Raw genomic sequence first — 21,156 nt, forward strand, 5'->3', positions numbered from 1 at the left:
CCGTTAGTAGGTTATATCTCTATGTTTTGTTAGTAAATAACAGCGTACAGTACCTGGTGTTGTGCCTATTACTCTTTATAGCAAACTATTGGCGTTTTGAACCTTTTATGCTGTATCAAAGCCAAATCATTATGGTATTGGTACTCTATGTACTGCTGCACAGCACAGTTTCAATCCTAGCCTTTAAAAGGCGTAAATACGCGCTTCGCACCTATGATATTTCTTTTAAAAGTGGTGTTATCGTGAGCTCATTAACCACAGTTCCTCTCTCAAGAATTCAGCATTTAGATATTTCCCAAGGCATCGCGTCTCGCTTTTTTGGATTGGCCAATGTAAAGCTATATACGGCCGGTGATGACGGCAGCGATATGGTCATTAAGGGACTTTTATTGACAGAAGCCGAGCAACTAAAAGAGCATCTTAGCGTACAAATTAATGAGCGATTTTAATTTTGAAACCCCGTCAAAACAAGCGCTTAAGGGAATCCTATTTTTAGTTTTTCCCTCCGTCGCTAAATCGTTTAAAACGGCATACCTGCCCTTAGTATTTTATATTTTTCAGGTTTTTAGAAATCCAGACCAGTATAGACAGTACTTGAGCTACATTGTTTTTGGCCTTATTGCATTGGTTATTTTTTCTGTGGTCAGAGGGTTTTTGTCCTTTCAAAACTTTAGCTTTTATATTTCTAAGGGGTCTTTTATTTTAAGGCAAGGCATCCTAAAAAAACAACGCTTAGAAATTTCATTGTCTAAAATTCAAAACGTTCATATCGCACAAAATTTTCTACAGCGCCTGGTGGGGGTGGTAGAGGTGCAGATAGATACAGCAGGTGATAAAACAACAGAAGTACTGATTAAGTCATTAACGATCGAAAAAGCGCATGCTTTAAAAGAGGTGCTGGTAACGAGCACAAGCTTAGAGAAAGAGGAGGTACCCAACGAAACCATACTTCATATTTCTTTTTCTGAACTCCTCTTAGCCGGCCTCACACAAAATCATTTTAATAGTTTTTACATTCTTTCTGCCCTAATTTTTGGACTGCTCATAGATTTTAGAGATCTTATGGAAATGATTGGGTATGCTGGCTTTGTAACTGACATGACAGAGAAAGCAGCATCAGGCACCTATTTTACCCTGGTTATTTATGGGGTACTATTCCTAGTAGCTATTGGCAGTTCCGTTTTGTTTTCGCTTGGAAAGGTGCTGCTGCAAAACTATGGTTTACGCATTAAACATTCGACTACAGATCTTGAAATTGAAAAGGGATTGTTTAATCGGGTAAGTTATAGTCTAAAATCATCAAGAATACAATCTGTGGCCTACAGAACCAATGTTTTAAAACAAAGATTTGGCATGTATTCCTTGCGATTTTATCAGGCCATGTCTGCCGCTAACTCCAAAAAAAACATTGAAATCGAGGGGATCAATCAGCAAAATTTAAAAATATTTGAACACTTTGTTTTTGGGTATACCATAGCTAATCGGATCGAAAACCGAATAAAACCAGATCCTTATTTTAAAAGGCAATTGTTCATTAGAATGTTGTATTTATTGGTGCTAATCAATGTAATTGCTATACCTTTGTTAGGGTTTACATTTGGTTTTATAAACTTGATTTTAGTGCCCTGGCTTGTATTTTTAAATTATTTAAGATACAAGAAGAGTTATTATAGCAATCAAGAAAGCTATATAATTTTAGGAGCTGGTCGCATAGACACCGTGACCAACATCGTGGAGCATCATAAAATTCAATCTTTAAAGCTAAAACAAAACTTTTTTGAAAAAAAACGCGCGGTAGCTCGCATTACCTTGTATACCGCTTCTAATTTTATGACCATACCGGCAATGCCATATGCAGAAGCGATCGAATTATATGATACCCTATTGTATAAGGTAGAAAGTAAAGGTTTAGATTGGATTTAAAAAAATAAGACTATGTTAGTAGATTTTGCAAGCTTACCGGAAGAATCAAGAGTTTGGATATACCAATCGAGCAGAAGTTTTTCTGAGACCGAATTGGTTGAAGTGAACGAGGCAATCAAAGCTTTTTTACAGGATTGGACTGCACACGGTAGTGATTTAAATGCAGGGTATGAACTTCCCTATAATCGCTTTATCGTTATTGGCTTGGACCAACAGCGTCAAGGAGCCACAGGATGCTCTATTGATGCATCTGTAAGGTTTATTCAAGGTTTAGAAAAAAAGTATAATATTGATTTGCTCGATAAAATGAACGTGTCTTACAAGCAAGGAGAATTTGTGGCTTATAAAACGCTTCTTGATTTTAAGGCCATGGCAAAAAACAAATCCGTATCAAAAAACACCATCGTTTTTAACAATTTGGTCACCAATAAAGAAGAGTATTTAAACCATTGGGAAGTGCCTGCGGAAGAAAGCTGGCATAATAGGTTTATGTAATTTTTGGGCCTAGCTCAAAAAGCTTTCTTTTGCATGAGGATCTACGGGAGAAGTCTTACTATTAAAAGACCTTTTTCTTTGTTTAAACCGTAGTGAACCCCTTTACAGCTTTCGAAAACTAGTGGTGGAAAGAATTTACTGCAATAGAAAAGAAATGAGTTGTTTTTCCATGGACTCTTGAAAAGCAAGGCATCGCCCTAGCTGTAGTTTTTTTTAAAACTGAAATACAAAGGGAAAAGATTTATTGTTATACTAACCATGTCAACTTGTAAAGGGTATTCATCCCCAATTTTAAAGCCAAACATCGATAAAATGCAATAAAAGGTATTATTTTTGGTAACCTTTAGAATAGAACTAAATTATATGTTTAGAAAGTTTTTGATCATTTTTATATTTTTTAAGTGCTTTTTTCTTTTGGCACAAAAAAATCCTTTAGTCACAAAAGACAGTATGGCTCAAAAACAATGGGTCGATAGTACCTATAAGGCGATGTCACTTGATGAAAAGTTAGGGCAGCTTTTTATGCTTAGTGTGGCTTCTAACCAGAGTAAGGCGAGCACAGATAACATCAAAAAATTAATCAGTGAAGAACATATTGGCGGTGTAATTTTTTCAAACGGAGGACCAGTTCGTCAAGCCAAATTAACCAATAGCTATCAAGAAGCTTCCAAAATTCCCTTGATGATTGCGATGGATGCAGAATGGGGCTTGGCCATGAGGTTAGATTCTACCTATGCCTTCCCTTGGAATATGACCTTAGGGGCTATAAAAGACAGTAGTATTGTTGAAAAAGTAGGAAAGCAGATTGGCAAGCACGCCAAGCGCTTGGGTGTGCATATTAATTTTGCGCCCGATCTTGATATCAATACCAATCCAGAAAACCCCATCATCGGGAACCGCTCTTTCGGAGAAGATCGTGATAATGTGGTAAAAAATGCCATTGCATTTATGAAGGGTATGGAGAGCGAATCGGTCTTATCGAGTGGAAAACATTTTCCAGGTCATGGGGATACGTCGGTAGATTCTCATAAGGCCCTACCACAAATAACTTTTTCAAGGGCGCGGTTAGATAGTATTGAACTCTATCCTTTTAAAAAATTAATACAGGAAGGTATCAGCTCTATTATGGTTGCCCATTTAAGTGTGCCCAGTTTAGAAATGCAGAAAAAAGTGCCTTCTTCTTTGTCCGAACAAATTATATCAGGAATCCTAAAGGAGGAAATGGGGTTTAAGGGCTTGGTGTTTACCGATGCTTTAAACATGAGTGGTGTTGGGGATCCAAAAAAGCCGGGAGATATAGAACTTGCCGCCTTTATAGCAGGTAATGATATTTTATTAATGCCCAAAGATGTGGTCAGTGCAAAAGCGCGCCTATTGAAAGCGGTCCAAGAAGGTAGAATAACAGAAAACCGCTTGTCGACTTCCGTAAAGAAAATTTTACAAGGCAAATATAAAGCAGGTCTGCATCGCTACAGCCCTATTGTTTTACAAGATTTATATGCTGATTTAAATAGTTTAGAAAATGATGTAATCTATGAAGAGGCTATTGAAAATGCGATTACGGTAGTCAAAAATGAGGTTTCAATTTTACCGATTAAAAAACTAGAGACGAAGAAAATCGCCTATATAAAACTAGGTGATGATCCTCATGATGCTTTTTTAGAAGAATTAAATAAGTATACAGAAGTTACGCCGATTAACATGTCGAACATTACTTCTTTTACCAGTAGCATATCGGCCTATAATGTCGTCATTATTGGGCATCATAAAAATAATGACAGTCCATGGAAACCTTATGCCTATACCAAAGAAGAATTGGCCAGCCTAAAAGCAATTTCCGAACTTAGAAGCTCCAATACCATTCTCGTAGAATTTGCAAAACCCTATGCACTATTAGCCATCGATAGCCTAGAGGCTATTGATGGTATTGTGGTTGCCTATCAAAATAGCCGTATAGCGCAGCAGAAAGCAGCACAACTCCTATTTGGAGCTGTTGCAGCCAAAGGTAAACTTCCCGTAAGTGCGCATCCTAAATTGCCGGTACATACCAGTATATCTTTCGATGGTATTGCACGCTTAGGGTATAGTTTACCCGAGCGGGTAGGCATGAGTTCTACTAAATTAGCAATGGTGGACGGTTTGGTGCAGAACGGTTTAGATTCCCTAATGTTTCCTGGGGCTCAAGTATTGGTAGCGCGCAAGGGTAAAATCGTATACCACAAAGCCTTTGGAAAGGCTACGTATGATGCAAAAACAGCACTCACTACCGATGCGCTATTTGATTTAGCCTCCTTAACCAAAATACTAGGTACGCTACCCATTTTAATGCAAATGGAAGAAAAAGGCACACTATCCTTAAACCAAACCTTCAAAGAGTTAGTACCCGCGTATGCTGACACAGAAATAAACAATGTTACGGTGTTAAAAGCCCTATCGCATTATGGTCGTTTACCAGCATGGATTGCTTTTTACCTCAGTACTTTAGATGAAAATCGTAAGCCTTCGGGTGATTTTTACCGCGATAAACCTTTAAAAGGCTATTCTATAAAAGTTTCAGAAAAACTATACTTAATCGATGCCTATAAAGATTCTATTTACAACAGAATTGGGCGGCAAGACTTAAAATCGAACCGATACCGCTACAGTGATATTGGCTATTTTGTTTTTCATAAATACATCGAAGAGGTGTATGGTGAAAAACAAGATGCGATAGCTGATCGTTTGTTTTACGGTCCTTTAGGGGCAACCACCATGACTTATAATCCTTTAGAGAAGTTCCCTATAGAACAAATAATACCTTCGGAGGAAGACACTTATTTTAGGTATGAACGAGTGCAAGGCTATGTGCATGATATGGGAGCAGCGATGCAAGGCGGAGTAGGAGGGCATGCCGGGTTATTTAGCAATGCCAATGATGTTGCCAAAATGATGCAAATGTATTTGCAAGGAGGGGTGTATGGTGGCCATCGCTTTATGAATTCAAGAACCATAGCAAAATTTAATACCTGTTATTTTTGTAATGAAAATGTACGTAGAGGCGTAGGTTTTGATAAGCCCGATTCAAAAACGGGCGCACCGACCTGCGGTTGCGTTTCTCAAAAAAGTTTTGGACACAGCGGTTTTACCGGCACATTTACTTGGGCCGATCCTGAAGAGCAATTGGTGTATGTTTTTTTATCCAACAGAACCTACCCCACGGCAAGCAATACGCTTTTAATAAAATCGGGCTTAAGAACGCGAATTCAAAAAGCCATTTATGATGCTATTGAAAAATAATAGTTATTTTTGATTGTAATGTAGTTGGTGTTCCCTCGACTCACAAAAAAAATTGGATGGTTTTATGTTGAATTTCAACTTAAGACATGCCTGAAGCCTAAAGCATATAGCCTTTAACCTAAAGCTTTAAAAAATTTAAATGTATGAAGATTGCCATAGTTTGTTACCCAACTTTTGGAGGTAGTGGTGTAGTTGCTACCGAACTAGGAATAGCGCTTGCCGAAAGAGGGCACGAAATTCACTTTGTTACCTATAAGCAACCGGTGCGTTTGGAGTTATTGAATAACAACATTTTTTTTCATGAAGTTCATGTTCCTGAATACGCATTGTTTCACTACCAGCCTTACGAGCTTGCACTTTCTAGTAAATTAGTAGATACGGTAAAGTTGTATGGGATTGATGTTCTACATGTACATTATGCCATTCCACATGCTTACGCAGGGTATATGGCGAAGAAAATGCTACAAGAAGAAGGTATTTTTATTCCTATGATCACCACCTTGCACGGAACAGATATTACCTTGGTGGGCAAGCACCCTTTTTATAAACCAGCCGTTACCTTTAGCATTAATAAATCAGATGTGGTCACCTCTGTGTCTGAAAATTTAAAAGAAGCAACCCTAGACTTATTTACGATAGAAAATACTATTGAAGTCATCCCTAATTTTATAGAAACCTCAAAATTTAAGGTCGACTTTACCGATTGTCAGCGTGGTTTAATGGCTAAGGATGATGAAAAAATCATTACACACATCAGTAATTTTAGAAAGGTAAAACGCATTCCCGATGTGGTTAAAATCTTCAATAAAATTCAAAAGAAAATACCTTCAAAATTGGTGATGGTCGGGGAAGGTCCTGAAAAAGAAAAAGCTGAAATTTTATGCGAAGAATATGGCATCACAGATAAAGTAATCTTTGTAGGCAATAGCAATGAAATAGATAAAATTTTGTGTTTTTCGGACTTATTTTTACTGCCCTCAGAGACTGAAAGTTTTGGCTTGGCTGCTTTAGAGGCGATGATCAATAAAACTCCAGTGATCTCTAGTAATGCAGGGGGTATCCCAGAAGTAAATATTCAGGGTGTTACAGGGTATTTAAGTGATGTGGGCAACGTCAATGAAATGTCAGAAAATGCGATAAAGATATTGTCCGATGATGCGGTCTTAACAAGATTTAAAGAGAATGCCTTTGAAAACGCACAGCGCTTTGATATCAAAAATATTCTTCCCTTATACGAAGCCGTTTACGAAAAAGCACTACAATCCAGGTTTAAGAATATGCATTAGTGGGTAGTGATTAGTTTTTAGAGGGTAGAGGGTCGTAAAAAAAAGTCAACCCTTAATCCCTACAAGGGAAGTAGATTACTTATTTTCACTAATTACTTATTTGTCTAGTTTGTAAGTATAATCAGTTAAAACAACCCCCTTAGTCCTCCTTCCAAGGGGCAATTAAAAAAGCAGTTGGTTTTAGAATGTAGAAGTTTACGTTCTCTAATTTTCATGATTACACTTTTCACATAAACCAAATCCTCAAATCCAAACATCAACATATCTTCAAATCAATCATTGTTTCTTTAAAACAGTAGGTAGTTTTTAGAGGGTACAGGGTAGTAGTTTAATAAATTTGCCAATTGTTATATTATTACATTAACCCCATTACTACATTAACTCCATTGTTACATTTTCACACTATTTCTATTGTTACATTAAATGCAGTAAAAGCATTAAAACTTTATATCGATTTTTATAGCCTTTCAAGGAGCTTTGCTGAAGTCTCCTTATAGTTCGAGCTATCTTTGAAATCTCAAGTCTTATGATGTTTAGAATTATGTACTTTAAAAGAATTACAGTTATTCCGTTTGCTTTTTTAATGAGTTTAAATATTGCTTACGCACAGGAACAAGAAGAACTTGTCTTAAGCTCACAAGATTCTATAATATCAAGTTCTTGGATCCTCGGCATAGGTACTAACATCGTTGATGATTCGGGTGATGCCTTTGATGCCTTGTTTGATGTAAAAGAAACCTGGCATGCTGTTCCCTATCCCTCAAGATTGAGTATTGGTAGGTATTTTAAAAGTGGTCTAGGTGTGGAAGCGATTGCTAGCTACAATACCTATAAGGCTGGTAAAAGAGTGGATGGCCTTATTTTAAATGAAGATAAGACCTATTATGCGATGGATACTAGGCTCAGCTATGACTTAAATAAGTTAGTGGGTAAAACAGGTTTTTTTGACCCTTATGTAGGCGTAGGTCTTGGATATACCCAAGCCAACGATCAAGGCAGAGGCACCTATAACGCTGTCATTGGCTTTAGAACTTGGTTTTCAGATCGTTTTGGTTTAGACTTTAATTCGTCTGGGAAATGGAGCATGACTACGGATGCTACCAATCACTTGCAACATGCTGTTGGTGTGGTCTATCAGTTGGCTATAGAAAAAGAGTTAAGCCCTAAGGGGAAAGAGAAATTAGCGCTATTAGAAGCTTTAGAAACCGAACAAAATAGAAGAAACGATTCCATTGCCCAAGCCCAAAGTGATCAACAAGCAAAACTATTAGCAGCACAGATTGCCCAAGAGCGAGAGCAAAAACGACTAGCTGAGGCAGCTCAAGAAAAACTAAGAAATGAGCGTGATGCCTTCGAAAATGACATAAATGCCCTTGGAAATGTGTACTTTGACCTGAATTCTTCGTATTTGACCAGCGCTGCTAAACTTATTTTAACGAAATTAGTGCAATTATTAGAAGACAAGCCTCAAGTGAAATTACAAGTTTCGTCTTTTACGGATTCCAGAGGTGCTGAAAATTACAATAGATGGCTTTCAGAGCGGCGGGCGCAAAGAACCATAGACTATCTGGTTCAAAAAGGAATTGAAAGTGATCGACTTATACCCAACGCAGCGGGAGAGAACGGATTGTTGAATGAGTGTGACGACCATACCTATTGTACAGAAAGCAAGCATAAAATAAATAGGAGATCGGAATTTAAAGTCATTTTTGAATAAATTTTTCTTATAAAAAAAACAGTCTTGATTGACTAAAAAATTTGATAAACTCCTGTTGCAGGGAGCTGAACTAAAAAGTAGATAACCAAACCAGCTATTTAATGTTATTTAATTCCTTAGCTTTTGCCATTTTTTTACCGGTTGTATTCCTATTGTATTGGTATGTTTTTAAAAAGAGTTTAAAAGTACAGAATGGACTCGTTCTTATAGCGAGTTACTTTTTTTATGGACTTTGGGATTGGCGATTTCTGTTTTTAATTTTAGCAAGCACGCTTGTTGACTATTTTGTAGGCATCCAAATTGATAAAAATGCAGAAAAACCTCAGTTTAAAAAATATTGGCTTTGGGTAAGCGTTTTTTTTAATCTCTCTTTATTAGGTTTTTTTAAATATTTTAATTTTTTTACCGATTCATTTATAGATTTGTTTGAAATTTTAGGGTACTCGATTAAAAGTACCTGGACCCTTCAAATTATTTTACCCGTGGGTATTTCTTTTTATACTTTTCAGACGATGTCTTATTCGCTTGATATCTATTACAAAAGAATAAAACCAACAAAAGACTTTCTATCCTTTGCCACCTTTGTTGCTTTCTTTCCACAGTTGGTGGCAGGACCTATTGAAAGGGCTTCTAATCTATTAGGTCAAATAACTCAAAAACGAATATTACATATTCCTCAAATCACTGCGGGTCTAAAACTTATTCTTTGGGGCTTATTTAAAAAAATGGTTATAGCCGATTCTCTGGCGCCTATCGTAGACGATATATTTGCTAATCATATGCACTACCCAGCATCTACCTTAGTTTTGGGGGTAACCTTGTTTAGTTTTCAAGTGTATGGCGATTTTAGTGGCTATTCTGATATCGCCATTGGTACCGCTAAATTGTTTGGGATTGAGTTGATGTCTAATTTTAAATTTCCTAATTTCTCTAGAAACGTTGCGGAATATTGGCAACGTTGGCATGTATCACTATCAACTTGGTTTAGACATTATGTCTATATTCCATTGGGAGGCTCAAGAGTTAGTAAAATAAAATCTATTCGCAATATTTGTATTATATTTTTGGTCAGTGGTTTTTGGCATGGTGCCAATTGGACCTTTATATTTTGGGGAGGCTTTCATGCCTTAGCATTTATTCCCGTATTTTTAATGGGTAGAAATACAGTATACAAGAATAGTGTTGTTGGCCAAAATAGTCTGTTGCCCTCTTTAACAGAAATTTTTCAGGTACTCTTAACCTTCGGAATTGTTACTTTTTCAAGGATTTTCTTTAGGTCAGCTTCTATTACAGACGCCTTTAACTTTATTCACCGAATAGTAAGCGACTTTAGTTACGAAGCCTACCTGCATCCTATGGGATATAGAATGTTAGATTACTATATTCTGGTGCTTGTTTTTGTATTTTATGAATACCTTATACGGAAAAACGAACGTAGTCCCTTTGCTTTTAAAAATAAATATGTGCGATTTTTTGTATATTCTTTAGTGGTACTTTCGATGTTATTGTTTTACGATGATGGCGTTGATAGATCCTTTATTTATTTTCAATTTTAAAAGCAGAAAAGAAACTGTTTACTAGTAAGAAAAGAAGATAGCGTTATGAAAAAGTTAGTTTTTAAAATAAGCATATATACTATTCTTTTGCTCATAGCCCTAGAAATTTGGGTTCGGGTTTTTCATTTAGCAAAAGATACACCTAACAGATACCTTGATGAAAACAAGGTAGAAAAATGGATGCCAAATCAAAACGGCTATGCCGTTACCGGAAATAGAAGACAAAATTTTTCAGCCTATCATATTAATGCATCTGGGTATAATTCGTACCGAGAATTTAACCCTAGCCGAGAGGGTTTTGAGCTTGCTTTGGTAGGGGATTCTTTTATTGAAGGGTTTCATCAGAATTATTACCAGTCTATTGGAAAAAAAATTGAAAACAAAATACCCGGTATCGAAGTTTATGAATATGGCTACGCAGGCTACGACATGGCTGATCAGTTACATCTAATTCATCAATATCGCGATCAATTTAAGTTGATAGACCTTGTGGTATTAGGACTTAAATACAACAATGATTTAACTAGACCTATTTATGAGGTTGAGGGCTATCGCTTAGCGTTAGAATCACCATTAAACAATTTAATTAAAAAAAGTAAATTATTGGTGTATGGGAAAAGCATTGGTGTATTTTCTCCTATTCAAGATTTCATCAATACGACTCGAAATTTAATGGTAAATCCTGTGCCACCAATAAAATCTAGTACTCCTGATACTTCTAGTGTGCAGGCGAAGGACGAGGAATTACTTAAAAGAAACATTGAAAATCTAGAATCACTTATGAGTTTATATGGCTTTGATAAGGAGAAATTTTATTTTTTAATTGATGAAACAGTGACGCCTACTCGTTTTATCCAGTATTTAAATGATAACAGGCTAAAGTACATTACTATTGGTGAGGAATTAAAAAGTTCGGCAAAAAATACCACGCTTATTTATGACCATCATTGGAACAATAATGGTCGAGAAATCGTGGCTCAAAAAATAGCCAAACTCTTAAAGAATAGGCGATAGTAGTCAATTGGGGCTTTGCTTGCCATTCCCTATTTTATAGCACATGCAGTTTTTAGTTAGACACATGGTTTATATGGCACCTTCACTAAACAGACCACAGTGGGGTATATTAGGGTTTGGTGAGGCGCAGTCTTTGTTGTTTTTTGTTGCCTTGGATTAGAAACTCATTTAGGCTTAGCTGATAAATTTTTACCTCACTACTTTTTTCTAAAGCAGTGTATAAAAAATCATATGTATATCTTTTTAAATACTTAAAGGCTACATCGTGTATATTAATTTCAATGGATTTTTTGTGGACTGTGGTATGGTTTCTATTGTCTATAGTCCCTAGATCAATTGGGGATACGGTATCTTTTTCTCTGTGAAATTTGCGCCTTAGTTCGGGTAGTATTTCGTTCAATTTTTTGGCTTTTAAATACTCTTTAAGTTGTATTTTTTTTGCTTCCAACATACCTAAAAATCTTGTGGCAGCATGGCTTTTTGAAAACATAATATGATGTTGAAACCTATAGATGGCATTGCTCCAACGACGTTTGTAATCCATACCTCCAACGCCCATTTCAAATAAAAGGTACTTATTATTTGCACACCATTCTACTTGTTTGTAAATCTCAATATGGCCTAACCCAAATTTAGAGTAATCAATATCGTAGGAAGACATGGCACTAAATAAAATTTTATCAAAATGATAATTTAACGAAATTTCTATAGGCTCGTTTTCGTTATAGATGACGAATAAGGATGCTTGTTTGTTGTTTATTTTAGCAAAGCTTGTTTTTTTATAGCTCAGCCACTGGGCGATGTCTTTGTGTTTTTCATTGCGTTCTGCAAACCTATTCTGGATCATTCGCTCTAAAGCATCCATAAGAAAATGGTATTTTTCTTCAGAAATTTCTCCATAATACAGGGCATAATTGATGTTAAAACTAGCTTCTAAACGATTTACAAACCGTCGGATAATACTTCGGTACTTGTATTTAAATTGGTTCTCAAGATAGCTGTCAATTGTGCTTTCTGAATTTAAATGTATGGCATAACCCCAATTCTCTTGTGGTATGATTTGGTGCTCTATTTTCGCATCAGTGGTTTGCAGCTTAAAGTAAGAGGGGACTAATGACATGGAATAGACCAACTTAGGGTCTGCTGTGTACGAGTTTCTAAGGCTTACTTCTCTTCCATAATAGTCAATATCAGTAAAAAAATCAGGCAATGCTTCCCCTTTTATAAGATGCGTGTTAAACACTATATGTTGTTTTGATGCCATGAAGCTTGGGATTCTTATTTTTAATTAGATACTACTAGTTGCTGAATGTTTTTCTTTCCTTTTATAATAAACGTATTTTCGGAGGTCCTATTTTGATACACCTGACAATTTTTTTTTAGCTCAAAATTTTTATGAAGAAATGCATTTACATAAAAAATAAGGTGGGTATAAGGAGCTACATCATAAGGTATTTTTACTAGGTCTGAGGCATTGTTGATCACATGCCCTTCCAGTACCGTATAGGTAGGTTTTTCGCTTTCTTTAGGCTGTCTTATTCTATACAGCGCTTTACGCATTTGACCATATAAAATATGAAACTTTATTTTTTTTAGGGAAGCAATGAGTTGGTGCCTAAGTAGGGTTTGTGCTACTTCTGCTTGGGCTTTTAGCTTCGCCAAGGGATTCTTTACATGATAAATAATGTGTTTTTCATAGGTGTAGGTCGTATTAATCCATTGCCTCTTATGAAAAAAATCACCCCTTCCCATATCAAATAAGTGCAGCTTATTATCGTAACACCAACGCAAATGTTTTATGGTATTTAAGTGGCCCAAATTAAACATGCCATAGTCAATATCAAAACAGCTATTAAAATGGAGCAGCGTTTTTCCATTTAAAAAATTTAGGGTAATATTTATGGGTTTTAGCACATCGTAAATAACATAAATGGCAGCCCTTTTCTCTAACACCATGGTAAACATAATGTCTTGGTAATAGTCTAAATAGGGCAATTCAAAATTATTTTCATTTTTTTGACGAAACCTAAGGGCTGTCATTTGTTTTAAAATCGTGAACAAGCGGTCGTACTCGGTTTTGTCGATAGCCCCGTAATACATGGTATAGGTGGGCTCCAGACAAAGGTCTAAACGGTTTTGATGTCTTCTGAGCTTTGAGCTTCGGGCTTTACCCACTTGGTGTAAAATATAGTCGTCAGCAGAAGTATGTGTTCTTAAATCGGCCAAATAGCCCGGGTATAAAGGCGCTGTCAATTGTTTTAAAGCAAGCTGATCCTTTGGCAGGGATAGGCTTAAATAGTTTGGAAAGTCATAGATGGTTGTAAGGCTAAAGTCGGCCGTTTTTACCAAAGCTTCTTGCTGTTCGTATAGGACGGTATTCAGGTATTCATTTTTTACTTTTTGTATAAAAAACGGAAAAGACTGTTCCTTAAAAAAAAGATCAAGGAAAAAAGAAAAGCGTCGTGGTGTTCTTGTGGTCTTAGCCATATTGTAAAGTACCTGTATCTTAGTTTTTATAAAATTTACTATTTTCTCGTTTTTACTATGAAGGCATAGGATGTTTTTTTGCCTATCACCTGATAATGGTCTTGGGTTTCTTTTGCTTCAAATATGCTAATTTCATCTAAAGATTGCTGTGAGTTAAATAAAAAGTCGAATATTATTTTTTTTAAATGCTCATATTTTACTCCCTGCATAAGCTTAATTTCAATCCCTGTTGATGGCTCAAAAGGCAAGGCATCGATCACCAATAGCTCTTGTTCCTTTTTGTTTTGAGCACTTAGCGTATACCAGAATTGTTTTAAACTTTTATAATAAAGGTCTGCATTAATTTTCTTTAAGCCGTAATAGCCTAGGTATAGCATTTGGGTTTTAAGCTTCACATAGTTCGCATAAAGGCGAGCCATACTATTTTTATGGTTGTAAATAATATGATTGTAATAGTCAAAGCTTTGCGTCATCCAGTTTTTTTTGTAATAGTCGTAGCCCTTTAAAAGATCATAGCTCAGCATGTTATGTTCAATGCACCACCCTATATTCTTCATCATATCAATACTGCCCAAGTGAAATTTCGCGTAGTCAATATCGTAAGCACTCATCATATAAAAGCCAAGGTTTTCTTTGATCATATTAATGCGTATGCTTATGGGCTCATGATGATGGTAAATTACATAGAGTGCAGCTTCTTTGTTTCGTAGTTGCGCATAGATTTTCGCTTCAAAATCGGCTAAATGTTGTAATTCATAATTTACTTCTTTTTTTTGAGCAAACCTTTTTACTAATAATTTGTTTAAGGCCTTGAATAGGGTATGGTATTCTTCTTTAGGAATACTTCCCCAATAGCACTCGTACCGAATGTTAAAACAAGTTTCTAACCTCTTGGTGTACCGTCTTAAGTTAGACCTGCTTTTTGCACTAAAATTAGCCGCTAAGTACTTTTCTAGGGTTGAGTATTGTTCTACCTGAATGCTATGCCCTTTTAAGGTGTTTACTTTCAGCCATGTATAGTCTTTGTTTGTGGATGGCTCTAGGCTTAAATAGTCGGGTATATCTTTTATGATAATAACATCTGCAGCATTTATAAAGGGTTTAGCGCTAAAAATTACTTGCTTTTTATAGCGAATACGCTGATACCATGGAGAGAAATCAAAATTCTCGAATAGGGCTTTTAAAAATAGAATAGGCTGTAATTTCTCCATGGGGTTTAGGCCGTTATCGTGAAATTAATTTTTTGAATGCTGCTTTTTCCTTTGATGGCAAAGGCGTTTTTAGCCTCTGAAAGCTCAAATACTTCAAGATCATGACTACCATCTTTACTGGTATATAAAAAATCGTAAATAGGCCGCCTTAGAAAGTCAAAGTCTTCTGCTCTCCAATCAATTTTACGCGCAATTCTTAAGCTTTCAAAGGTTATGTTTTGTTCTGTTTCCCAGCTCAGCTTGGCTTTTTGTTGCTCCTGCTTTTTCTGTTCTTTATGGTGTAGGTATCGATGGTAGGCGGTATGTACATGAAGCCTCTTGAGTCCTTTCACCAAGGTATAAAAAGCTTGATTTTTAAAGCTATAGTATAAGGCCGTGAACCTTGCCACGAAAGAGCTAGCGTCATATATTAGGTATTTATTAAAAAAATAAATATGGTCTGTGATTTTGCTTTTGTAATCATAGGTTCCTTTTAAAAGATCATAAATTTCTATTTGGTTTTGGTAGCACCACTCTAATTGAAAAAAAAGATCAGTAAAACCCAAATAAAATTTGGCGTAATCCGCATCAAAGGTTCTCACATACCCATACATCACTTTGCCTAATACAGGGTTTAAAGCAATACTAATGGGTTTATCTTCATCATAAATAACAAAGAGGCATGCTTTTTTAGCATTAATAAGGGCAAAGCTATTTTGTTCATAGCGATCCCAAACGGACAAATCGTGATGATTTTTACCTATAAGGTCAAAACGTTTTTTTATAAGTTTTGGAAAAATAGCAAACAAGCGATTGTATTCTTCTTTGGTAATGGCTCCATAATATACTTTGTATGAAATATTAAAACATGTTTCTAACCTTTTTTTGTACGTTCTGAATTGTGCTCTTTTTTTAGGACTAAAATTGTTTTTTAAATAACTAGCTAGATTACCATACTTATTTAAAGTAATCATGGACCCCGTATAGGTGTTTAATTTTTTTATTTTAGTTTTTTTGTAGTTCGAGTGCCATTTTACATTAAGGTAATCAGGAATATCAAAAACTAGTTGAACCTTTTGTGTATCTGGTTTTACGGGTACTTCTAGGCTGCCATAAAGCTGAGTATCTGTACTTTTATTTTTTAATTCCTTAAAATATAAAGCAAACTCTTCCGGTTTTAAAATAAGATCTAAAAAGTCTATATAGTTTGGCATGTATGCTAAGTTCTTCGGGTTGTGACCATGGGTATTTAATGGAATTTAAATAGTAATTTGTCTAAGGAAAAACGACCACCGATGATATGCTTATCTCTAAGCTGCTGTAGCCATTTATATTTTATTATCTGAAATTGAGCCCATCCTTGTTCAAGCAAAGAAGCGGATTGGTAATAAATACGATGGTAGAACAGATACTCGTGATTACTCCATTTTACTTTGTTATAGGTTTCGCCCATCGATAAGTCAAAGATCGTGATTTTGTTTTGTATGCACCACTGTACATGGTGCCACATGCTGATGTCCCCCATATTGTAGTGTGAATAGGCAATATCATAGGTTTGGATATGACTAAAAACCACGTCGTTGATATGAAAATTTAGCGTAATGCTAATGGGTGTGTTTTTGTCATAAATAACAAATAGGGATGCTTTTTTGGTGAATATTTTAGCATAGGTTGTGGTTTCTAAGGCTGCCCAGTTTTTTAAATACCGGTTGTTCATTTTTTTTTCGTTAAACCTTTTTTTTAGTAAGCCATAAAAGGCATCAAAAATTTTGGTATAGCTATCTTCAGTCATAGCACCAAAATACCACTGCGTTTTAATGCTGTGTTCTCTCAACAATTGCTGGTGTTTTTGTTTTAAATTTTTTCGATTTCTTTTATTTAAATGTTTTAAAAGGTAGTCTTCTGGTGTTGTGATGTTTTGAAAATTTAATAAAAAACCTTTGTATTGAGGTACATCGGTATATGTTATAGCACCAAGATGTGTGTTATTATTGTCTAGATCCAGATAATCTGGAATATTTTTCACCACATACTTTTTATCTTCAGCGACAGCAAAAGTAGGGGTAGGGTTCAAATACTGTCCCGTTAGTTTATTTTTTAAACCTTTAGCAAAAAACGAAGCTACTGTTTGATTTACATACAGGCTAAAAATAAAATTAGATGACTTTTGTGTCGTGTAGGTATCCATCATTGGTGCTTCGGGATTGTAAAAATTGCCGTATTTTTTTTTCCTTTGATGGCATAGCTATTGGCTTCTGTTTTAGAGCGAAAAACTTGCAGATCTGATAATTTTTCAGAGTTTTGGTAGAGAAAATCAATCAGTGTTTTTTTCAAGTGCGACTCCTTTAAGCTAGAGATGCTGATTGCCGTATAATTATCCCCTAGTATGGTGCTAGATACCGCTTTAAATTGAGGTTTAGTTAAAGAGTTTTTTTTGCCGTTTGTATTTTTTAATCGATGCGTTAGCTTATGAAACCATATATGGAGATCCAGATCTCTTAAATATTGTTTGGCTGTGAAATAAAAGCTGATCCCGTTGGCAAGGAATGTAGCTTTAAGCGAAGTACTATCATAGAATAGGTGGTATTCAAAGCTATACCTTTTGGTAGCCCAACGATTTTTATATTCATAGTCTCCTTTTGAAAAATCAAAAAATTTAAATTGCTGTGCAAGGCACCATTCTAATTGTTTTATGATGCTCGTCATTCCCAATCTAAAGGAGGCATAATCAATATCAAACACACGCATAATATCAATGGCGACGCTATCCGAGAAAAAAAGTAAGCTGATGGCAATGGGCTTTTCTTGATCGTAGGTAACAAAAAAGGCTGCTCTTTTATCTAAAATCATAGGATAAATAAGCTCATGATAAAAGTTCCATAGGTCTGGATGTAAGTTATTATTGGTTTCCTGTTTGGCGTCAAAACGTTTTCTTAAAAGCAAGTAAAAGGTATCAAATAAAAAATCATAGGTCTCCTTGGTAATGGTTCCGAAATACACGGTATAACGAATCTCAAAACTGTGTTCTAGCTTTCTTTGGTATAAGTTAAATCGGTACTTGCTTTTTTTACTCAGGGTTTTTTGCATGTAGTCCTGCACGCTGTTATACCCTTCCAAATCAGATAAGAAACCAGGGTACTGTTCAATCCTCTTTAGTTTTAAAGGCTTTTCTAAAACCGGTAGGGATCCTTGAAAATAGCTATGAATGTCATAACATAAAAGTACGCTGCCACGTAGTGAATGTTTTTGACCTTTAGCGATTGTATAACTTATCCCTTTGGTGTTTTTTCCGCCTACATTTCTGTACAAAGGCAATTTTGGGAATTTTACAAATTGAAGCGTTGGTATACATGGAAACACAACTTCTTCTTTACCTTTCGAAAAATGGCGTAGCCATATCGCTGAAAAGATAGAAGATATAAAGAGATTGTGTTTTATCATCAGGTGTATTTTATCTATGCTTTAAATATTACAAAAACAAGGGTTAATTTGAGCTGCTTTTTAGATGGGTTCTTATAGCTTCACTTAATTCCTCAGTGAATTGTTGGGCACTTTCAGAAAGTAAATGTGAACCATCAAAAGTTTGGTAATCTGCTATTTTTTCAGAGTAATCAAAATATACAACTTTTTGATTTTCCGCAACGCTATCCATTTTTTTATTGAAATCGCTCCACGTTTCTTTTTCTAAGAGTAGCATTTCCTGATCTATTGGCATACGAATTAAAATAACTGTTCCTATTTCTTTTAAATACGAAATGGTTTTCACAAAATATTCGAATCTATTAGCATTGTAGACTTCCTCTTTCATTGATTTTTTATAGTAGTCTACCGCCTGCTGTTTCCATTCCTTTATATCTTGTTGGCTTATCGTATGCGTAGCACTTTTTAACGTTACTTCATTCCAACCATTGCTATGTGTTACCATATTATCCCATTTATTTGTAGGGTATATAGCGTTGTATAACGAATGAGGATAACAATTACTGATGTAATCAAAATTAGGGTGCTCCGTAAGCGTATTAATTTTTCCTAAAATTCTTTTTTGATCCAAACTTTTTATCCCAAACTCATCCAGATTTTTTGGAGCGGTAAAACTTCCAGGGCTTACCGATAGTATGTACAGACCCTTAGTACTATTATCCTTTAATTTACTTTTAATACTATTCAAATATAGTTCACCAAATTGGGACTGTCCGTGATCTATAGCAAAATTAATAAGAGGCTTTTCAAAGTTAAATTCTTCTAAATTCGTTTCTAAAATATAGGGAGACAAACCATTATTAGCTCTCGATAGGCCTATAATTAAGCCTCCAGCTTCTCGGGTGAATTTGTTGTAATTTTCATCTACATAGTTGTTTGACAACTTGTTCATGAAAAAAAGATACGTAGCTCCAAATAACAAAAAAAACAGACCTATTTTAACTATAAATAATTTCATACTCTTTAAAATTGAAAATAAATAAAAGTATTTTGTCGATGAACGCCAAATAAAATAATGAGTACTATGTAGCCTATATAAGCGAGGCTTTTGATAGCGCTAGTCTTGTTCAAAACTAATTCATAAATCTTATTATTCCCCTTGTAATAATGTACTGTTTGCACCAAACCAATAAACACAAAGCACAAGAAAAGTTCTAGGTAGTTTCCTAAAATATTGATATGCAAACTTTTTAGGTTAAACATATGTTCTATGTATACCAAAGCCTGACCAATAGAGGCCGATCTGAAAAAAATGAGGGAAACCATAAGGTAGCCAAGAATAATAACAGCGCCCGCACCATTAATTACTTTTTTTGGAATCTTGTATTTTTTAAAAAGAGTTGTTCTCATGTTAAGGCTCGCCACCTCCACGATCAATAATACAGCATTTAACATACTCCAGAGCACAAAGGTCCAATTGGCACCATGCCACAACCCAATGACAAAAAATACCATGAGTACGGCTTGTAGGCGTGTAAGTTTTAGGTTAACGACTAGAGGTCTATAGAGGTAATCACGCATCCAATACATTAAAGATATATGCCAACGTTTCCAAAATTCCATACTAGACGTCGAAAAGAACGGCCTATTAAAATTGTGCATTAGGTCAAAACCCAGTACTTTGGCGGCACCAATGGCAATTGCAGTATAGGCTGAAAAATCATAATAAATTTGAAAACTAAAAAACAAACTCCCTAAAAATAGGGCAATACCATGCGGCGACGTGGGGTCTGAAAAAGCCTGATCTACGTAAATTCCTAAGCGATCGGCCACTACTAGTTTTAAGAAAAAGCCCCAGGCCATCATGATCAGTCCTTTTTCAATCTGCTGTGTGTCTATGGTAATTTTTTTCTTTAATTGAGGGAGTAATCGCGAAGCACGTTCAATAGGACCAGCGACCAATTGTGGAAAAAATGCCACATATAAAGCAAATTTCCCTAAATGTTTTTCCGCCGGTATATTTCCTCGGTACACCTCTATACTATAGCTCATGGTTTGGAAGGTATAGAATGAGATCCCCACCGGTAATAATATTTGGTTGATATGGTAGGTCTGAGACACATCGGTGGTTGCTATTGCAATGCCAAAGAAGTCTAGAACGCCTAAAAATGAATGGGTAAAGAACAAGAGGTATTTGAACACCACCAAAAGCCCCACATTAATTAGGATACTCGCAGCTAAAAACCATTTTTTTATTTTTTGTGTTGCTGTCTGGGCCATTTGCAAACCGCAGAAGTAATCGACTAGGGTAGAGGCTACAAGTAACACGAGCAATACAGGTTCTGCAGATGCATAAAAATAATAACTCCCTAAAAGTAACCATAGCCAGCGATACCGATGGTTTAGGAGGTAAAACCCCAGTACCATTAAGGGAAAAAAATAAAGAAATTCAAAGGAATTGAAAAGCATGGTGTGTGGCTACAAATAGATCAACGAATGTAAGCTTTTCTAACTGATAGCTCTGTTTTTGTAGGATAATTTACGCCTAAATTAGACGAATTACCTTTTGTTGTCGACGACTAATCAACCTGTCTTTTAAATTTGTTTTTAAACCGAGATAGGGGAAAAATTAGCCACGGTATCGGCGGTGACAACGTCATTCCATAATGAAACTTTATAGACTTTATCAGGTGGTATGTTTTAATTGGGTTACACTTATTACACACCAGTTCTTAAACTTTAGAGCTGAATTTAGGAGTATGTTAAGTGCCTGTACTATACTGAAAAACATC

The 21,156-nt window shown here is 35.6% G+C and carries 16 protein-coding genes; 8 read left to right on the forward strand and 8 right to left on the reverse strand.

The features are described 5' to 3' along the window. Nucleotides 1-131: 131 nt before the first annotated feature. From GQ45_RS18095 to GQ45_RS01000, 8 genes are all read left to right on the forward strand, one after another. Nucleotides 132-449, forward strand: coding sequence for a PH domain-containing protein (locus GQ45_RS18095; RefSeq protein WP_197056892.1), 318 nt, complete (start codon nucleotides 132-134; stop codon nucleotides 447-449). Next, entirely contained in the window at nucleotides 436-1,923 is a 1,488-nt protein-coding gene (locus GQ45_RS00970) for a PH domain-containing protein (protein WP_047414347.1), read from the forward strand. Before GQ45_RS18095 ends, GQ45_RS00970 begins: the two co-directional genes overlap by 14 nt. 12 nt (nucleotides 1,924-1,935) lie before the next feature. Beyond that, nucleotides 1,936-2,418, forward strand: coding sequence for a hypothetical protein (locus tag GQ45_RS00975; RefSeq protein WP_047414349.1), 483 nt, complete (start codon nucleotides 1,936-1,938; stop codon nucleotides 2,416-2,418). 363 nt (nucleotides 2,419-2,781) lie between these two features. Next, complete coding sequence (locus GQ45_RS00980; protein ID WP_047414351.1) at nucleotides 2,782-5,694, forward strand: glycoside hydrolase family 3 N-terminal domain-containing protein; 2,913 nt, start codon at nucleotides 2,782-2,784, stop codon at nucleotides 5,692-5,694. 143 nt (nucleotides 5,695-5,837) lie between these two features. Then, nucleotides 5,838-6,980, forward strand: a complete 1,143-nt coding sequence (gene bshA, locus GQ45_RS00985; RefSeq protein WP_047414352.1) for an N-acetyl-alpha-D-glucosaminyl L-malate synthase BshA — start codon at nucleotides 5,838-5,840, stop codon at nucleotides 6,978-6,980. Between the two features lie 526 nt (nucleotides 6,981-7,506). Continuing rightward, complete coding sequence (locus tag GQ45_RS00990; protein ID WP_231555135.1) at nucleotides 7,507-8,697, forward strand: OmpA family protein; 1,191 nt, start codon at nucleotides 7,507-7,509, stop codon at nucleotides 8,695-8,697. A gap of 101 nt (nucleotides 8,698-8,798) precedes the next feature. Continuing rightward, complete coding sequence (locus tag GQ45_RS00995) at nucleotides 8,799-10,253, forward strand: MBOAT family protein (RefSeq protein ID WP_047414354.1); 1,455 nt, start codon at nucleotides 8,799-8,801, stop codon at nucleotides 10,251-10,253. A 45-nt stretch (nucleotides 10,254-10,298) separates the two neighbouring features. After that, nucleotides 10,299-11,267: a hypothetical protein gene (locus GQ45_RS01000; RefSeq protein WP_047414356.1), complete on the forward strand. Its 969-nt coding sequence runs from the start codon at nucleotides 10,299-10,301 to the stop codon at nucleotides 11,265-11,267. 109 nt (nucleotides 11,268-11,376) lie between these two features. Here GQ45_RS01000 and GQ45_RS01005 read toward each other — a convergent pair whose 3' ends face one another. Genes GQ45_RS01005 through GQ45_RS01040 form a run of 8 tightly spaced genes read right to left on the reverse strand, consistent with a single transcriptional unit; the run spans nucleotide 11,377 to nucleotide 20,833 of the window. Then, nucleotides 11,377-12,531, reverse strand: a complete 1,155-nt coding sequence (locus tag GQ45_RS01005; protein WP_047414359.1) for a GNAT family N-acetyltransferase — start codon at nucleotides 12,529-12,531, stop codon at nucleotides 11,377-11,379. 20 nt (nucleotides 12,532-12,551) lie between these two features. Continuing rightward, nucleotides 12,552-13,754: a GNAT family N-acetyltransferase gene (locus GQ45_RS01010; RefSeq protein ID WP_047414361.1), complete on the reverse strand. Its 1,203-nt coding sequence runs from the start codon at nucleotides 13,752-13,754 to the stop codon at nucleotides 12,552-12,554. Between the two features lie 38 nt (nucleotides 13,755-13,792). Further along, nucleotides 13,793-14,965: a GNAT family N-acetyltransferase gene (locus GQ45_RS01015; RefSeq protein ID WP_047414364.1), complete on the reverse strand. Its 1,173-nt coding sequence runs from the start codon at nucleotides 14,963-14,965 to the stop codon at nucleotides 13,793-13,795. 5 nt (nucleotides 14,966-14,970) lie between these two features. Next, the gene (locus tag GQ45_RS01020) at nucleotides 14,971-16,158 is read right to left on the reverse strand and encodes a GNAT family N-acetyltransferase (RefSeq protein WP_047414365.1); all 1,188 of its coding nucleotides are present in this window, start codon (nucleotides 16,156-16,158) and stop codon (nucleotides 14,971-14,973) included. A 35-nt stretch (nucleotides 16,159-16,193) separates the two neighbouring features. Further along, nucleotides 16,194-17,135 (reverse strand): GNAT family N-acetyltransferase, encoded by a 942-nt coding sequence (locus GQ45_RS01025; protein WP_081980842.1) that lies wholly within the window; start codon nucleotides 17,133-17,135, stop codon nucleotides 16,194-16,196. Then, nucleotides 17,132-18,385 carry a GNAT family N-acetyltransferase gene (locus GQ45_RS01030; protein WP_047414367.1) on the reverse strand — a complete coding sequence of 418 codons (1,254 nt, stop codon included), beginning with the start codon at nucleotides 18,383-18,385 and terminating at the stop codon, nucleotides 17,132-17,134. The genes GQ45_RS01025 and GQ45_RS01030 overlap by 4 nt, the downstream gene beginning before the upstream one ends. A gap of 43 nt (nucleotides 18,386-18,428) precedes the next feature. Further along, nucleotides 18,429-19,382 carry a hypothetical protein gene (locus GQ45_RS01035; RefSeq protein WP_156125319.1) on the reverse strand — a complete coding sequence of 318 codons (954 nt, stop codon included), beginning with the start codon at nucleotides 19,380-19,382 and terminating at the stop codon, nucleotides 18,429-18,431. A 5-nt stretch (nucleotides 19,383-19,387) separates the two neighbouring features. After that, on the reverse strand, nucleotides 19,388-20,833 hold the full coding sequence (locus GQ45_RS01040) for an MBOAT family protein (RefSeq protein WP_047414369.1): 1,446 nt from the start codon (nucleotides 20,831-20,833) through the stop codon (nucleotides 19,388-19,390). Nucleotides 20,834-21,156 lie beyond the last annotated feature (323 nt).

Origin of the sequence: Cellulophaga sp. Hel_I_12, assembly GCF_000799565.1 — a bacterium.
Classification (GTDB): domain Bacteria; phylum Bacteroidota; class Bacteroidia; order Flavobacteriales; family Flavobacteriaceae; genus Cellulophaga.

Coding starts and splice junctions, on each gene's coding strand:
- GQ45_RS01020 (WP_047414365.1), bottom strand. CDS start 16,158: ATGCCAAACTATATAGACTTTTTAGATCTTATTTTAAAACCGGAAGAG.
- GQ45_RS01040 (WP_047414369.1), bottom strand. CDS start 20,833: ATGCTTTTCAATTCCTTTGAATTTCTTTATTTTTTTCCCTTAATGGTA.
- GQ45_RS00970 (WP_047414347.1), top strand. CDS start 436: ATGAGCGATTTTAATTTTGAAACCCCGTCAAAACAAGCGCTTAAGGGA.
- GQ45_RS01035 (WP_156125319.1), bottom strand. CDS start 19,382: ATGAAATTATTTATAGTTAAAATAGGTCTGTTTTTTTTGTTATTTGGA.
- GQ45_RS00980 (WP_047414351.1), top strand. CDS start 2,782: ATGTTTAGAAAGTTTTTGATCATTTTTATATTTTTTAAGTGCTTTTTT.
- bshA (WP_047414352.1), top strand. CDS start 5,838: ATGAAGATTGCCATAGTTTGTTACCCAACTTTTGGAGGTAGTGGTGTA.
- GQ45_RS01025 (WP_081980842.1), bottom strand. CDS start 17,135: ATGATGGATACCTACACGACACAAAAGTCATCTAATTTTATTTTTAGC.
- GQ45_RS00975 (WP_047414349.1), top strand. CDS start 1,936: ATGTTAGTAGATTTTGCAAGCTTACCGGAAGAATCAAGAGTTTGGATA.
- GQ45_RS00995 (WP_047414354.1), top strand. CDS start 8,799: ATGTTATTTAATTCCTTAGCTTTTGCCATTTTTTTACCGGTTGTATTC.
- GQ45_RS18095 (WP_197056892.1), top strand. CDS start 132: ATGGTATTGGTACTCTATGTACTGCTGCACAGCACAGTTTCAATCCTA.
- GQ45_RS01015 (WP_047414364.1), bottom strand. CDS start 14,965: ATGGAGAAATTACAGCCTATTCTATTTTTAAAAGCCCTATTCGAGAAT.
- GQ45_RS00990 (WP_231555135.1), top strand. CDS start 7,507: ATGATGTTTAGAATTATGTACTTTAAAAGAATTACAGTTATTCCGTTT.
- GQ45_RS01030 (WP_047414367.1), bottom strand. CDS start 18,385: ATGATAAAACACAATCTCTTTATATCTTCTATCTTTTCAGCGATATGG.
- GQ45_RS01010 (WP_047414361.1), bottom strand. CDS start 13,754: ATGGCTAAGACCACAAGAACACCACGACGCTTTTCTTTTTTCCTTGAT.
- GQ45_RS01005 (WP_047414359.1), bottom strand. CDS start 12,531: ATGGCATCAAAACAACATATAGTGTTTAACACGCATCTTATAAAAGGG.
- GQ45_RS01000 (WP_047414356.1), top strand. CDS start 10,299: ATGAAAAAGTTAGTTTTTAAAATAAGCATATATACTATTCTTTTGCTC.